General features: G+C 54.2%; 16 protein-coding genes. 1 reads left to right on the forward strand and 15 read right to left on the reverse strand.

Annotated features, from left to right (window positions below; translation table 11 throughout):
- Positions 1-95 precede the first annotated feature (95 nt).
- The 14 genes from ptsG to yceD form a co-directional block, all read right to left on the reverse strand.
- Entirely contained in the window at positions 96-1,535 is a 1,440-nt protein-coding gene (gene ptsG, locus P9J57_RS12875) for a PTS glucose transporter subunit IIBC (protein WP_015700554.1), read from the reverse strand.
- A 289-nt stretch (positions 1,536-1,824) separates the two neighbouring features.
- Positions 1,825-2,616 (reverse strand): metal-dependent hydrolase, encoded by a 792-nt coding sequence (locus P9J57_RS12880; RefSeq protein ID WP_041457971.1) that lies wholly within the window; start codon positions 2,614-2,616, stop codon positions 1,825-1,827.
- A gap of 15 nt (positions 2,617-2,631) precedes the next feature.
- Positions 2,632-3,621: a DNA polymerase III subunit delta' gene (gene holB, locus P9J57_RS12885; protein ID WP_013025372.1), complete on the reverse strand. Its 990-nt coding sequence runs from the start codon at positions 3,619-3,621 to the stop codon at positions 2,632-2,634.
- A complete protein-coding gene (gene tmk, locus P9J57_RS12890; RefSeq protein ID WP_483279249.1) occupies positions 3,618-4,253 on the reverse strand; it encodes a dTMP kinase in 636 nt (211 codons plus the stop codon). The genes holB and tmk overlap by 4 nt, the downstream gene beginning before the upstream one ends.
- Positions 4,243-5,262: a cell division protein YceG gene (yceG, locus tag P9J57_RS12895; protein WP_014593430.1), complete on the reverse strand. Its 1,020-nt coding sequence runs from the start codon at positions 5,260-5,262 to the stop codon at positions 4,243-4,245. The genes tmk and yceG overlap by 11 nt, the downstream gene beginning before the upstream one ends.
- Entirely contained in the window at positions 5,259-6,074 is an 816-nt protein-coding gene (gene pabC, locus P9J57_RS12900) for an aminodeoxychorismate lyase (RefSeq protein WP_483279508.1), read from the reverse strand. Before pabC ends, yceG begins: the two co-directional genes overlap by 4 nt.
- Positions 6,075-6,196: 122 nt before the next feature.
- Positions 6,197-7,438 (reverse strand): beta-ketoacyl-ACP synthase II, encoded by a 1,242-nt coding sequence (gene fabF, locus P9J57_RS12905; protein ID WP_013025368.1) that lies wholly within the window; start codon positions 7,436-7,438, stop codon positions 6,197-6,199.
- An 85-nt stretch (positions 7,439-7,523) separates the two neighbouring features.
- Positions 7,524-7,760, reverse strand: coding sequence for an acyl carrier protein (acpP, locus tag P9J57_RS12910; RefSeq protein WP_003849865.1), 237 nt, complete (start codon positions 7,758-7,760; stop codon positions 7,524-7,526).
- A gap of 153 nt (positions 7,761-7,913) precedes the next feature.
- Complete coding sequence (gene fabG, locus P9J57_RS12915) at positions 7,914-8,648, reverse strand: 3-oxoacyl-ACP reductase FabG (RefSeq protein WP_014593428.1); 735 nt, start codon at positions 8,646-8,648, stop codon at positions 7,914-7,916.
- Positions 8,649-8,658: 10 nt separating this feature from the next.
- Positions 8,659-9,591, reverse strand: a complete 933-nt coding sequence (fabD, locus tag P9J57_RS12920) for an ACP S-malonyltransferase (protein WP_207806324.1) — start codon at positions 9,589-9,591, stop codon at positions 8,659-8,661.
- Positions 9,592-9,607: 16 nt separating this feature from the next.
- Positions 9,608-10,561, reverse strand: a complete 954-nt coding sequence (locus P9J57_RS12925; protein WP_013025364.1) for a beta-ketoacyl-ACP synthase III — start codon at positions 10,559-10,561, stop codon at positions 9,608-9,610.
- The gene (gene plsX / locus P9J57_RS12930) at positions 10,562-11,602 is read right to left on the reverse strand and encodes a phosphate acyltransferase PlsX (protein ID WP_483279250.1); all 1,041 of its coding nucleotides are present in this window, start codon (positions 11,600-11,602) and stop codon (positions 10,562-10,564) included.
- Between the two features lie 25 nt (positions 11,603-11,627).
- Entirely contained in the window at positions 11,628-11,798 is a 171-nt protein-coding gene (gene rpmF / locus P9J57_RS12935; protein WP_013025362.1) for a 50S ribosomal protein L32, read from the reverse strand.
- 14 nt (positions 11,799-11,812) lie between these two features.
- A complete protein-coding gene (gene yceD / locus P9J57_RS12940; RefSeq protein ID WP_014593425.1) occupies positions 11,813-12,334 on the reverse strand; it encodes a 23S rRNA accumulation protein YceD in 522 nt (173 codons plus the stop codon).
- A 140-nt stretch (positions 12,335-12,474) separates the two neighbouring features.
- Between yceD and P9J57_RS12945 the strand changes: the two genes are divergently transcribed.
- Positions 12,475-13,062: a Maf family protein gene (locus P9J57_RS12945; protein WP_104933307.1), complete on the forward strand. Its 588-nt coding sequence runs from the start codon at positions 12,475-12,477 to the stop codon at positions 13,060-13,062.
- An 11-nt stretch (positions 13,063-13,073) separates the two neighbouring features.
- Here the strand turns inward: P9J57_RS12945 and rluC are convergent, their stop codons facing one another.
- Entirely contained in the window at positions 13,074-14,030 is a 957-nt protein-coding gene (gene rluC / locus P9J57_RS12950; RefSeq protein WP_483279251.1) for a 23S rRNA pseudouridine(955/2504/2580) synthase RluC, read from the reverse strand.
- Positions 14,031-14,457: the final 427 nt, after the last annotated feature.

The raw sequence follows: 14,457 nt of genomic DNA on the forward strand, positions 1-14,457 counted from the left end.
AGCGCGATGCCCTGTCAGACTTAACTTCGGGCAAAAAAAACAGCGTTGAGCCGAGACTCAACGCTGTTTTCGCCGTGCCAGAACGGCATCAGACCTTATGACTTGTTACGGATGTAGTCATCCATATCTGTTTTCAGGTTATCGGATTTGGTGCCGAAAATCGCCTGAACGCCTGAACCGGCCACCACGACGCCACGTGCGCCCAAGTTTTTCAGTTCAGTTTGGTCCACTTTGCTTACATCGGCCACGCTGACGCGCAGACGCGTGATACAGGCATCCAGGTTAGTGATGTTTTCTTTGCCACCAAATGCAGACACCAGTTTGCCCGCCATTTCACCGCCGGTCGCGGAAGAAGACTGTTCGCTTGTGCTGTCTTCACGCCCAGGGGTTTTCAGATCCAGCTTCACGATCAGGACGCGGAAAACAGTGTAGTAAACCGCGGCGTAGATCATACCGATAATCGGGAACAACCAGATTTTGCTGCTGTTACCACTCAGGACGATAAAGTCGATCAGGCCATGGGAGAAACTGGTACCGTCACGCATGCCCAGCAGGATACAGATTGGGAAAGCCAGACCGGCCAGAATGGCATGGATGACATACAGGATTGGCGCAACAAACATGAACGAGAACTCGATCGGCTCGGTAATACCGGTCAGGAACGAGGTCAACGCCGCAGAGATCATGATACCGCCCACTTTGGCACGGTTTTCAGGTTTTGCCGAATGCCAGATGGCAATCGCCGCGGCAGGCAGGCCATACATTTTGAACAGGAAGCCGCCAGAAAGTTTACCTGCGGTTGGGTCACCCGCCATGTAGCGAGGGATATCGCCGTGGAATACCTGACCTGCGGCATTGGTGTACTCACCAATCTGCATCTGGAAAGGAACGTTCCAGATGTGGTGCAGACCAAATGGCACCAGCGCACGTTCAACGACGCCGTAGATACCAAACGCCACCACCGGGTTTTGGTAGGCCGCCCACTGAGAGAAGTCCTGAATCGCTGAACCGACCGGTGGCCAGATAAACGACAGCACCAGCCCCATCGCGATAGCCGCCAGGCCCGAGATAATCGGCACAAAGCGTTTACCGGCAAAGAAGCCCAGATATTCGGGCAGCTTAATGCGATAGAAGCGGTTAAACATATACGCGGCGATGGAGCCGGCAATAATACCGCCCAGCACCCCGGTATCGGCAAGGTGTTTTGCCTCAATTTCCGCTGCCGGCAGATGCAGGACTAAAGGAGCGACCACCGCCATGGTTTTCACCATGATGCCGTAAGCCACGACCGCTGCCAGTGCGGAAACACCGTCGTTATTGGTAAAGCCGAGTGCCACGCCAATGGCAAAAATCAGCGGCATATTGGCAAAGACCGATCCACCCGCTTCCGCCATTACATGCGATACCACCGCAGGTAACCAGCTAAAGTTCGCTGAACCAACACCTAATAAAATACCGGCAATCGGAAGAACCGATACCGGCAGCATGAGCGATTTACCAACCTTTTGTAAGTTGGCAAAAGCATTTTTGAACATAGCGTGAAACTCCTGAGTATGAGTGCGTTTTTCGCGCAGTGCGCGTGGTAAAGAGGGAGGTTCTTTACCGGTTGGCGTTATCCGCCTTTTTGATTTATTACGAAGGGTAAAATAAATTACCCTTCGTTACTTTGACGGCTATCACGTTTCGTCAATCACACGCCAGCAGCCGGCCACAACGGCGGTTTTTTTGCTGATTTTTCAGCCAATAAAAGTTGACCCTGTCGAATCACAACAGGGTCAACGAACATAATCTCGTATTTATTACAACGTCTGAAATAACTCTGAATCAGGCACCAAGACGGCTCATCGGCACATGAAACAGCGTAGAAAAGTTTTTTGTGGTGGCGGCGGCCAGCGTCTCAATATCTACGCCTTTCAGCACCGCAAGATAATCGGCAACGTCACGCGTGTAAGCAGGCTGGTTCTCTTTGCCCCGGTAAGGAACAGGCGCCAGATAAGGGGAGTCGGTTTCGACCAGAATGCGATCCAGCGGGACGTAGCGCGCCGCGTCACGAATCTGCTCTGCATTGCGGAAGGTGACGATGCCCGAGAATGAGATATAGAACCCCATATCCAGCAGTTTTGCTGCCGTCGCCTGATCTTCTGTAAAGCAGTGCAGTACGCCGCCACAGCGTTCAACCTGCTCTTCCTTGAGAATGGCCAGCGTGTCTTCACGTGCATCACGCGTATGCACGATAATCGGCTTATTCAGCGTAATTCCGCTACGGATATGTTCACGAAAAGAGTCCTGCTGCTGAGCTTTGGTTTCCTGCTGATAGTAGTAATCCAGCCCGGTCTCGCCCAGCGCGATCACCTGAGGATCGGCGGCCAGGCGGCGGAATAACTCAACATCATACGGCGCCTCCTGATTCAGCGGATGCACGCCACAGGAGAGCGCAATATTTTCACGATCGCCCACCAGCGCTTTCAGCGTACTAAAGCCGGGTAAGGTCGTGGCGATAGCCAGCATGAACCGGACGTCGCGCGCCGCCGCTTTGGCAATCACATCATCAAGGTCGTGATGATTTTTCTCATAATCCAGACCATCAAGATGGCAATGGGAATCAACAATAAACATATTTTTCTCAGTCATTTAGCCGGGTAACCTGGGCTTCAGGTTATCTGCCCAACTCAGTAATCGGTCAGTCAGGAGGAGTTCACGATTCACTGCCGCAACCTGTAATAACGATTCACGGCAGCGCATCCAGTCTTGAGCGCTGTTATTGAGCGCCGTTTGCGAGAAGTGCTGCGCCAGCATGGCGACCACGTCCTGACGATCGACGTTAGTCAGCCACTGGGTTGCGCCCTGCTGCCATTTCATCGCATCCAGTATGAATGATAACAGCCAGCCAATCCGTGCCGCGCTGTTATCTGCGTTCAGCACGGGCAGGAGTTGCAGGATGTCCTGTTGCAACGCACCCGGCAGGGAATCGCACAGTTTTTGCCGGGCCTGCCACAGGCCATCATCCAACAGCGTCAGCGCCGCACCGGGCGCACCGGCACTGAGCCGCAGCGCGGCCAGTAGCGGGGCCTCATCATGTTGCCCCTGCTTTCTCAGCCAGGCCAGACTGTGATTTTCATCTGGTGGAGGTAACGTCAGCACCATGCAGCGACTACGCAGCGTTGCCAGCAGGCGGGAGGGCTCGCGACAGCTTAAAAAGAACCAACTGTTGGCTGGCGGCTCTTCCAGCGTTTTCAGTAAGGCGTTAGCCGCCGCCTCGCTGAGCTGAGCCGCATCTGGCAGCCAGACAACCTTGGCACCGCCCTGCTGCGCATAGTGATACATTTTTTCCGTAACCTGACGCACGGCATCAATGCCCAGCGTCGTTTTGCCTTTTTCGGCTTCAAGCCGGTACCAGTCAGGGTGCGTATTTGCCTGCATCAGCTGGCAGCCATGGCAGTGACCACAGCTTTTTAATCCGTCGCGTTGCAGGCACATCAGCCAGCGGCTGATCCCCCACACCAGCGCATCATCGCCCATGCCGTCAAGAGAGGTGATCAACAACGCATGATGGGCACGGCCATCCTGATGCTGACCAATCACCTGGCGGTAAGGTTGATTGAGCCAGGGATACCAGTTCATGCGCGCTGTTCCGCCAGCCAGGCCGTCAGGGTGGCGTGCAGCGCGCTTGTAACCTGCTCAAGCGGCTGAGTGGCATCTATCGTCAGGATACTGTCATCGGCGGCAGCCAGCGCCAGATAGCGCTCACGCGTGCGTTCAAAAAAGCGCAGCGACTCCTGCTCAATGCGGTCTAATTCTCCGCGGGCGCGGGCACGCTTTAACCCGGTTTCAGGCGTAACATCGAGGTACAGCGTCAGGTCAGGACGAAAGTCGCCCAGTACCGTATCCCGTAAGGTGCGCATCAGTTCGGCGTCCAGCCCGCGACCGCCGCCCTGATATGCCTGGGAGGAGAGATCGTGACGATCGCCTATCACCCAGGCCCCCCGCGCCAGCGCAGGCTTGATCACCGTTTCCACCAGTTGGACGCGCGCGGCATACAGCATTAACAGTTCCGCTTTATCGGTTACCTGCTCGCCCTCAATGCCCTGCTTGACCAGCACGCGGAGCTGCTCAGCCAGCGGTGTGCCGCCGGGTTCGCGGGTAAAGACAATATCGTCGATTCCACTGGCCCGCAGTGTTGCAACGACCGCATCGCGCGCCGTGGTTTTCCCTGCGCCTTCCAGGCCTTCAATAACAATAAACTTACTGTCCATTTTTTTCCTTTAACACCAGCCGGTAAGCCTGCACGGCCTTGTTGTGGCTGGCTAGATTGGTGGTGAAGGTATGTCCACCTTTGCCATCCGCCACGAAGTAGAGATAGTTAGTTTTTTCCGGATGCGCGGCCGCAATCAGTGAGGCTTTGCTCGGCATCGCAATTGGCCCCGGCGGCAGGCCGCTGATGATATAGGTATTATACGGCGACGGCGTTTCCAGATCTTTACGCGTCAGCGTGCCAGTATAGGCGTTACCCATGCCGTAGATCACGGTAGGATCGGTTTGCAGACGCATCCCCACGCGCAGGCGATTAATAAACACGGAAGCCACCTTAGCCCGCTCTTCACTCACACCGGTTTCTTTTTCGATGATCGACGCCATCGTGACCATTTCCTGCGCATCTTTGTAGGGCAGGTTATCCATCCTGCCCTGCCAGACTTCATCGATGGTCTTTTTCATCCGCTGATGCGCGCGTTCCAGCAAGGCGACGTCGGTGGTGTTTGCGGTATACAGATAAGTATCCGGAAAGAAACTGCCTTCCAGCGCCTTTTCGTCCAGCTTCAGCGTGCTGGCGACGGTCGCATAGCTGTCATCCGGCAGCGTATGTTTCACGTAGGGCGCTTTACGTAATTCGCTAAGCCACTCTTGCAGGCGTTGTCCTTCCACAAACCGCAGCGGGAATTGCGCCTCTTTGCCGCTGGCGAGCAATTCCAGCAAACTGCGGACCGTCATTGTCGGTTCAAGGCGATAGGTTCCGGCTTTGAATTTGGCCAGCTCAGGCTCCAGTTTAAGCAATGCGCCAAACCAGATGCTGTGAGGGATAATCTTTTGACTTTCCAACTGCGCTTCCAGTGCAACGCGACCGGTTCCTGCCGGCAGCGTGTAGATCGTTTCCTGGGAAAGGGTCAACCGGGTTGCTGCAAGTTGTTTAACCTGCCAGTAACTCACGGCTGCCGCGATGAGCAGGATGACCACAACGCTCACCCCTATTTTTTTGATTCGGCTCATGATGCTTCCATTATCTTTCTACAGCTCGCCTGTAGCTGGTTAAACAAGGTGCGCTGTTCAAACGACAGCGCATCAAGTTGTCGAACGGGTAATACGGGCATCAGCGCGTTGCATACCACAATCTCATCGGCTGCCTGGAGTTGCGCCAGTCCCGCCTGAACCACCTGACAAATCTGACCTGCGGCGCGCATTTCCGCTATCAGACTGCGCCGCATAATGCCGTCAACGCCCGCCTGATCCAGCGCCGGGGTAAAAACCGTGCCGCCGCTTCGCCAGAATAAATTGGCCGCACAGCATTCCACCACCCAACCGTCAGTGTCAAGCACCAGCGCCTCATCGGCGTCGGTCTGCTCAAGGTGGGCACGAATCATCACCTGTTCCAGCCGGTTCAGGTGCTTAAGGCCGGCAAACTGAGGCTGGCGCGCCAGGCGGACCGGGCTCACGGCCAGCCTGACGCCGGTTTGCTGTAGCGCCGCATAATGCGCAGGCCAGGGGGATACCGAAACGATTCGTGTGGGGCCGCTACAACCGCTGCGGCTGTAGCCCCTCCCGCCGCTGCCCGCGCTGATGATGACTTTAAGCACTGCCCTGTCATGTCCGCTGGCCGCGTGTTGCATCTCCTGCGCCAGCGCGGGCCAGTCAACGCCATTCAGCCACAGCCGTTCACAGCTTTGCTGCAATCGCTGCATGTGCCTGTCAAACAGCAGGATTTTGCCGTTGCCGATCGCGGCGGTCGTAAAGCAGCCATCGCCAAACTGTACGGCACGATCGTTGGCCGCCAGCTGGGATTGCTCAGTGCCGTTTATCCACATTGCCGTTTCTCCGGTATCAGAACGTTGCTCGACGATGGCCATGATTTTATCGGTTTCTTCGCGCCGCTGGATAGAAAAAAGGCCCGCATTGCGGGCCTTTACAGCAATCATAAACGGAATGTTTAGATTTTACGGAAAATCAGCGAGCCGTTGGTACCGCCGAAGCCGAAGGAGTTACACAGCGTGTATTCCAGCCCCGAAACCTGACGAGCGGTGTGCGGAACGAAATCAAGATCGCAACCTTCATCAGGATTATCCAGGTTCAGCGTCGGTGGAATCGCCTGGTCGCGCAGGGCCAGAATCGAATAGATCGACTCAACCGCGCCCGCCGCACCCAACAGATGGCCGGTCATGGATTTGGTGGAGCTGACCATTACCGTACTGGCTGCTGCACCAAAAACGGATTTCACCGCCTGGGCTTCCGCTTTATCGCCGGCTGGGGTTGAGGTACCGTGTGCATTGACGTAACCAATCTTATCTGGCGTCATCTGCGCATCACGCAGCGCGTTGATCATCGCAGCGGCTGCACCTGAACCGTCTTCCGGCGGTGAGGTCATGTGATAAGCATCGCTGCTCATCCCAAAGCCCACAATTTCCGCATAGATTTTTGCGCCACGTTTCTTAGCATGCTCATACTCTTCCAGTACGATAATGCCAGCGCCGTCGCCCAGTACAAATCCATCTCGGTCTTTATCCCATGGACGGCTTGCCGCCTGGGGGTTTTCGTTACGCGTCGACAGCGCACGTGCCGCGCCGAATCCGCCAACGCCAAGTGGCGTACTGGCTTTTTCCGCACCGCCCGCCAGCATCACGTCGGCATCGTTATAGGCGATGATACGTGCAGCATGACCGATATTGTGCACGCCAGACGTACAGGCGGTCGCAATGGAGATGCTGGGGCCTTTCAGGCCATACATGATGGTGAGATGCCCCGCCACCATATTGACGATTGTGGAAGGCACAAAGAATGGGCTAATTTTACGCGGGCCACCGTTCACCAGAGAGGTATGGTTGTCTTCAATAAGACCCAAGCCCCCGATGCCCGAACCAATTGCTGCGCCAACCCGGCCTGCATTTTCGTCGGTCACAACCAGACCGCTGTCCTGCATGGCCTGAATGCCTGCCACGATGCCGTACTGAATGAAGTCATCCATCTTGCGTTGATCTTTACGAGAGATAAAGTCATCGCAATTAAAATCTCTTACCAGACCTGCAAAACGTGTTGCATAGGCGCTGGTATCAAAATGGTCGATCAGGTTAATGCCGCTCTGACCGGCAAGGAGAGCACTCCAGGTAGACTCTACGGTATTGCCGACAGGAGACAACATGCCAAGACCAGTCACAACTACACGACGCTTAGACACGTTCGTCCTCCAGGGAGGGATAAAAATGACTATTGTGGGGCAAACATAAAACTCAGGCGGTCATATGACCGCCTGAAGATATTCATTAGCCTTTATGGCTATTGATATAGTCGATCGCTGCCTGAACGGTAGTGATTTTCTCAGCTTCTTCGTCTGGAATTTCAGTATCAAACTCTTCTTCCAGAGCCATTACCAGCTCAACGGTATCAAGAGAATCGGCACCCAGGTCTTCTACGAAAGATGCAGAGTTGGTCACTTCTTCCTCTTTCACACCCAGCTGCTCACTGATGATTTTCTTAACGCGTTGTTCGATATCGCTCATACTATTTAATTTCCTATCAAAACTCGCTTTCGCGATGGTTTTCGTAGTGTATAAAATGTTGAAAAAGATGCAACAAAATCCCGGCTGGTCGAACCACGATTTTACGCTATTGTGCGGTTTTATCCGCAAATAATGCAAATGATTTCGTGATTATCAGACCATATACATGCCGCCATTGACGTGCAGCGTCTCACCCGTGATGTAGGCTGCTTCGTCAGAGGCTAAGAATGCAACGGCATTAGCAATTTCCTGCGCTTCGCCTAAACGACCCGCTGGGACCTCCGCCAGAATACCGGAACGTTGATCTTCGTTCAGTGCCCGCGTCATGTCAGTCTCTATGAAGCCCGGAGCCACGACGTTGACGGTAATGCCACGTGACGCGATTTCGCGCGCCAGTGATTTGCTAAAGCCAATCAAACCTGCTTTTGCTGCAGCGTAGTTTGCCTGACCCGCATTGCCCATGGTTCCAACAACAGAACCGATGGTGATGATACGACCCATGCGCTTTTTCATCATGGCACGCATCACCGCCTTCGAAAGACGGAAAACCGATGTGAGGTTGGTATCCAGGATATCCTGCCACTCATCGTCCTTCATACGCATCAGTAGATTATCACGCGTAATGCCTGCATTATTGACTAAAATGTCCACTTCGCCAAATTCAGCGCGAATTTTCTCTAAAACGCTGTTTACAGAAGCGGCATCCGTCACGTTTAACAGCAGACCTTGTCCTTTATCGCCAAGGTAATCACTGATAGCATCGGCGCCACTTTGGCTGGTTGCAGTACCTACCACTTTCGCACCGCGTGCGGCCAGGGTTTCTGCAATCGCACGGCCGATGCCGCGGCTTGCGCCAGTTACCAGCGCTACTTTACCTTCAAAGCTCATGATTTTCCTCTTATTCCTGTGCAAGCGCCGCAGTCAATGACGCAGTATCGTTCACCGCTGCTGCGGACAGGCCGTCTACAATGCGTTTTGTCAGACCGGTAAGGACTTTACCCGGTCCCATTTCAATAAGTTGCGTGACGCCCTGCGCGGCCATAGCCTCAACGCTCTCGGTCCAGCGGACCGGGCTGTAAAGCTGACGAATCAGCGCATGTCGAATCGCGTCGGCGTCCGTTTCGGCTTTGACATCCACGTTGTTAATGACCGGCACAGCTGGCGCACTAAACGTGATGTTTTCCAGTGTTAATGCCAGCTTATCGGCAGCCGGTTTCATCAGCGCGCAGTGTGAAGGGACGCTTACCGGCAGCGGTAGCGCACGTTTTGCGCCTGCCGCTTTGCAGGCTGCACCCGCACGTTCAACCGCCTCTTTATTGCCGGCGATAACCACCTGGCCTGGCGAGTTGAAGTTAACCGGCGAAACCACTTGGCCCTGCGCACTTTCTTCACAGGCTTTAGCAATCGCAGCGTCATCAAGGCCGATAATTGCCTGCATCGCACCCGTGCCCTCAGGCACGGCTTCCTGCATCAGCTTACCGCGCAGTTCAACCAGCTTGATCGCGTCCGCAAAATTCAGCACACCTGCGCAGACCAGCGCGGAGTATTCTCCCAGGCTGTGACCTGCCATCAGGGCGGGTTGTTGACCGCCCTGCTGCTGCCAGACACGATAGATGGCTACCGAGGCAGCCAGCAAAGCAGGCTGCGTCTGCCAGGTTTTATTCAGCTCTTCAGCCGGCCCCTGGCTGACTAACTGCCACAGATCGTAACCGAGAACATCAGAAGCTTCACGAAACGTCGCTTCAACCGCCGGATAAGCAGCGGCCAGATCCGCTAACATGCCCACAGTCTGTGAACCCTGACCTGGGAAAACAAAAGCAAATTGCGTCATTTTCAATTCCTGTCAATCAAAAGCGAACCAGCGCAGAACCCCAGGTGAATCCACCACCAAAGGCTTCCAGCAAAATAAGTTGTCCGGGTTTGATGCGGCCATCGCGCACCGCCTCATCCAGCGCACTTGGCACGGATGCGGCAGAGGTATTTCCATGGCGATCCAGCGTCACGACCACTTTCTCCATGGTCATACCCAGTTTTTTCGCCGTGGCGCTGATAATACGCAGGTTAGCCTGATGCGGCACCAGCCAGTCCAGCTCTTCACGCGCAATGTTATTTGCCTGCAAGGTTTCGTCCACAATGTGGGCTAACTCGGTAACCGCCACTTTGAAGACTTCATTTCCTGCCATTGTCAAATAAGCGGGCTGATCCTGATTTTCGCGATCCTGATACGGCAGCGTCAACAGTTTCGCATAGCGACCGTCAGCGTGCAGGTGGGTTGAAATGATCCCCTGCTCTTCGCTCTGGCCCAGCACAACAGCGCCGGCACCATCACCAAACAGGATGATCGTCCCACGATCGTCTGGATTGAGCGTACGCGCGAGGACATCGGCACCGATGACTAACGCATGTTTAACGGCACCGTTTTTAATATATTGATCGGCCACGCTTAACGCATAGGTAAAGCCGGCACAGGCTGCTGCGAGGTCAAACGCCGCACAGTCTTTGATGTCAAGCATCTGCTGAATCAGGCAGGCAGAGCTTGGAAAGGCGTGACTGGACGAGGTGGTCGCAACGATGATCAGACCGATATCATTGGCGTCAACGCCTGCCATTTCCAGTGCACGTTGTGCAGCCTGATGTCCCATACTTGCGACAGTCTCATCCGGCGCAGCAATACGGCGCTCACGAATGCCGGTACGGGTAACAATCCACTCGTCCGAAGTCTCCACCATTTTTTCCAGATCGGCATTGGTGCGGATCTGGCTGGGCAAATAACTGCCCGTACCGATAATTTTGGTAAACATCTAGGCTTTGTCACTCCTGGCTAATACAGCGTCCAGACGGGCGGCAATGCGTTCAGGCACCTGCCGCCTCACCGTCTGCTCGGCCTGATTGATCGCCACGGCAAAAGCATGTTGATTTGCTGCACCATGGCTCTTTATCACTGTCCCGCGTAATCCTAACAGACAAGCGCCATTATACTGGTCGGGGTTGAGATGCCCGAAGCGCCTGACCAAACGCTTTTTCATCCAGCGCCCCAGCAACGTCAGCCACCACGACCGCTTCTTACCTTCCTCTGATGACTTGAACAGAGAAAGAAACATTCTTACTACGCCTTCCATTGTCTTCAGAGTGATGTTTCCTGCGAAACCATCACAGACCAGCACATCCGTTTTGCCAGTCAGTAAATCATTACCTTCAAGGTAACCAATGTAGTTAATCTGCGGCAATGCCTTGAGACTTAACGCCGCATCGCGGATGCTTTCAAGCCCTTTATGCTCTTCATGACCAATATTGAGAAGTGCCACACGGGGATTCGCAATCCCCAACACTTCTTCCGCCATCACTGAGCCCATTACCGCAAACTGCACCAGCATCGCACTGTCTGAGTCGACATTGGCACCTAAATCTAAAATGACCGTTTTTCCCTTCTGCTGATGGGGTAAAACGGTCATAAGCGCCGGACGTTTAATCCCGTCCAGCGGCTTCAGTAATAATGTCGCCAGCCCCATCAGCGCGCCCGTGTTGCCGCTGCTGACGCAGGCCTGAGCCCGCCCTTCTTTAACCAACTCTAACGCCACTCGCATAGAACTGCCGCGGCTGTTACGGATGGCTTGTGCGGGTCGCGCATCACTTGCAATAACTGATTCGGCAGGCACAACCTGCAGTCGCTCCAGCAAGGAGGAATCCGCTTCGGCAAGCAATGGCGTGAGAATGTCGGGATCTCCGACAAGAAGAAGGATAATTTCCGAATGAGAGGCCAGTGCCTGCAATGCTGCAGGCACCGTCACGCAGGGACCGAAGTCCCCGCCCATGGCATCGATAGCCAGGGTCAAACGTGCCAAGGTATCGCCTTGCTAAGCAAAGAACTTACTTAACGATAACCTTGCGACCGCGGTAGTAACCGTCCGCAGTGATGTGGTGACGCAGATGAGTTTCACCAGAAACTTTATCTACTGACAGAGTGGCAGTGGTCAGCGCATCGTGCGAACGACGCATACCACGCTTAGAACGGGTGGGTTTATTCTGTTGTACGGCCATGGACCTTACTCCTATTACTTACGCTTTAAACTGGCTAATACGGCAAATGGGTTTGGTTTTTCTGCCTCTGCAGGCAACTGACCAAAGACCATGTCCGCCTCGGACACTTCACAGTGTTCAGAATCGTGCACCGGAACCACAGGCAGCGCGAGAATAACTTCATCCTCGATAACTGCCAGCAGGTCGATCTCACCAAACTCGTTGACATCAACCGGCTCGTACGCTTCCGGCAACGCTTCGGCCTGCTCGTCAGACGACACAGGACTGAAGCAATAGCTTACGTGTACATGATGTGGAAAAACCTGGTTGCAGCGCTGACAACGTAGCGTAACCTGTACATCAGCAGTACCCGTCAGTACTGCCAGACGCTGGTTGTCAACCGCAAACGACATGACACAATCTACATCACTGTCCACACTGACGACCGACTCAGCAACACGCTCAACCTGTTGAGAGGTATAAACACCTTGATAATCCAGGCGTTTTTGAGCGGTGCGGACTGGGTCCAGCGTCAGGGGTAATTTTACCTTTTGCATAGGGCGCGCATATTAACTTTGTAATCACATAGAGTCAAAGAAAAAGGCCGTTTACCAGCATCTTTCAACCACTATTCGCATCCAGTGCGGCGCACAGTTTAAAATGACTGCCACCAATTCGCTATCAATATTGAAAAAAAATGACAGCATCGATTCTTTTAGCATCAACGTCGCCCTTTCGTCAGGCACTGTTAGCGCGGCTGGGGCTGCCTTTCACGGTCGATTCGCCGCAGACAGATGAAACGCCGTTAGCGCATGAAAGCGCGGAAGCGCTGGTCACCCGATTAGCCATCGCCAAGGCGCAGGCGCTGGCCCAACGTTATCCTGACCACTGGATTATTGGTTCTGACCAGGTCTGCGTGCTGAATGGCGTGATAACCGGGAAACCCCATACGGTTGAAAACGCGGAAGCACAGTTGCGGGCCGCCAGCGGCCAGCGCGTAACGTTTTATACCGGGCTGGCGCTATACCACCCTGCCAGCCAGCGCTTAATGCAATGCTGTGAGCCGTTTAGCGTCCATTTCCGCACGCTAACCGACGCCGAGATCCGTGCCTATATAAAGAAAGAGCAACCGCTGCAGTGCGCAGGGAGCTTTAAAAGCGAAGGGTTGGGGATTTGTTTATTCGATCGTCTTGAGGGACGCGATCCGAATACGCTGGTCGGTTTACCGCTTATCGCGCTCAGCACTATGCTGCGAGAAGCAGGCATCAACCCCCTGTCGGATTGATGCCCGGCGCGTCAGCTTTTCTGCTGGCGCAGCATCGTCAGGCAATGCTGCAACTTGTCATCCAGTGGCGCTTCCATGCGGAGCGTCTCACCCGTGTTGGGATGCGTAAAGGTCAGCGCGGCCGCATGCAGGAACAAGCGGTTAAGCCCCGTAGAGGACAGCTGGCTGTCAAACGCGCGATCGCCGTAGCGGTCGTCGAATGCAATAGGATGACCGGCATGCAGCGTATGCACACGAATCTGGTGGGTACGTCCGGTAACCGGGCTGGCTTTTACAAGGGTGGCGAAGTCGAAGCGCTCTTCCACTTTAAACCGGGTTTCTGAAGGCTTGCCGTCGCTGCTCACGCGTACCATGCGCTCACCGCTTTGCAGAATGTTTTTCAGCAACGGTGCCTGAACCACTTTCAGATGCGATGGCCAGTTACCCTGAACCAGCGCCAGATAGTCTTTATGCATGCCTTTCTCACGCAGTTGTTCATGCAGCGAGCGCAAGGCTGAACGCTTTTTGGCCACCAGCAGCACGCCAGAGGTGTCACGATCCAGACGGTGCACCAGCTCCAGGAAACGAGCCTCAGGACGCAGGGCGCGCAAGCCTTCTATCACGCCAAAGCTCAGGCCGCTGCCACCGTGTACCGCTGTACCGGACGGCTTATTCAGCACCAGCAGGTGATCGTCTTCAAAGAGAATGGCATTGGCTAAAGAAGCCACTTTGGCCAGCTTGGGCGAAACGGCCTCTTCGTCCCGTTCGGCTACCCGGACGGGCGGGATACGCACCTCATCGCCCTCTTCCAGCTTATATTCTGGCTTGATGCGTTTCTTGTTAACCCGCACCTCGCCTTTACGCACGATGCGATAAATCATGCTTTTCGGCACGCCCTTTAACTGGGTGCGCAAAAAGTTGTCAATGCGTTGTCCGGCATTTTCAGCCGTGATGGCGACAAAGTGTACGCCTGGATTCTCTGTTTTCATGGCGGCGATTCTAAATAGTGTCCCCTGATAGCGCCACCCCTTTTTCTGTGCTTAACTCTTTGCGTCTCGTCAGGAAGCGTAATGTGATTGCTGTGATTTTCAGCAGCGCGGGTGCACTTCTTGTCGTAGGGTTCTTAAAATGTAAAGAAAATTGATCAGTGAGTTAAAGTCACCTTGCTATATGAAGGTTAGCAGTGGAATAATGCTTGGGTTTCTTAGCTGAAGATTCAGATAAGAAAAAAAACGAAATTAGTTATTTTGTCGGATTGAGCAGACACGCAGCAATGGCGTAAGACGTAATGCGAAATCAGACACTTAGCGGGCTGCGGGTTGCGGCCTGGACATGAGATGGAGTGCACGGGTTTACTGAATTATCTCTCGCATTTCCACTATCTGGTGCTGTTGTTCCTTATGAAAAACAGGCCAC

The sequence above is a fragment of the Pantoea sp. nfd-35 genome, from assembly GCF_056892255.1.

What these genes read in the sequence shown, in the direction of transcription:
- yceG (WP_014593430.1), bottom strand. Translation starts at nt 5,262, where the DNA reads ATGAGCCGAATCAAAAAAATAGGGGTGAGCGTTGTGGTCATCCTGCTC.
- P9J57_RS12925 (WP_013025364.1), bottom strand. Translation starts at nt 10,561, where the DNA reads ATGTTTACCAAAATTATCGGTACGGGCAGTTATTTGCCCAGCCAGATC.
- pabC (WP_483279508.1), bottom strand. Translation starts at nt 6,074, where the DNA reads ATGTGGATAAACGGCACTGAGCAATCCCAGCTGGCGGCCAACGATCGT.
- fabD (WP_207806324.1), bottom strand. Translation starts at nt 9,591, where the DNA reads ATGACGCAATTTGCTTTTGTTTTCCCAGGTCAGGGTTCACAGACTGTG.
- rluC (WP_483279251.1), bottom strand. Translation starts at nt 14,030, where the DNA reads ATGAAAACAGAGAATCCAGGCGTACACTTTGTCGCCATCACGGCTGAA.
- holB (WP_013025372.1), bottom strand. Translation starts at nt 3,621, where the DNA reads ATGAACTGGTATCCCTGGCTCAATCAACCTTACCGCCAGGTGATTGGT.
- yceD (WP_014593425.1), bottom strand. Translation starts at nt 12,334, where the DNA reads ATGCAAAAGGTAAAATTACCCCTGACGCTGGACCCAGTCCGCACCGCT.
- acpP (WP_003849865.1), bottom strand. Translation starts at nt 7,760, where the DNA reads ATGAGCGATATCGAACAACGCGTTAAGAAAATCATCAGTGAGCAGCTG.
- P9J57_RS12880 (WP_041457971.1), bottom strand. Translation starts at nt 2,616, where the DNA reads ATGTTTATTGTTGATTCCCATTGCCATCTTGATGGTCTGGATTATGAG.
- ptsG (WP_015700554.1), bottom strand. Translation starts at nt 1,535, where the DNA reads ATGTTCAAAAATGCTTTTGCCAACTTACAAAAGGTTGGTAAATCGCTC.
- P9J57_RS12945 (WP_104933307.1), top strand. Translation starts at nt 12,475, where the DNA reads ATGACAGCATCGATTCTTTTAGCATCAACGTCGCCCTTTCGTCAGGCA.
- fabG (WP_014593428.1), bottom strand. Translation starts at nt 8,648, where the DNA reads ATGAGCTTTGAAGGTAAAGTAGCGCTGGTAACTGGCGCAAGCCGCGGC.
- rpmF (WP_013025362.1), bottom strand. Translation starts at nt 11,798, where the DNA reads ATGGCCGTACAACAGAATAAACCCACCCGTTCTAAGCGTGGTATGCGT.
- tmk (WP_483279249.1), bottom strand. Translation starts at nt 4,253, where the DNA reads ATGGACAGTAAGTTTATTGTTATTGAAGGCCTGGAAGGCGCAGGGAAA.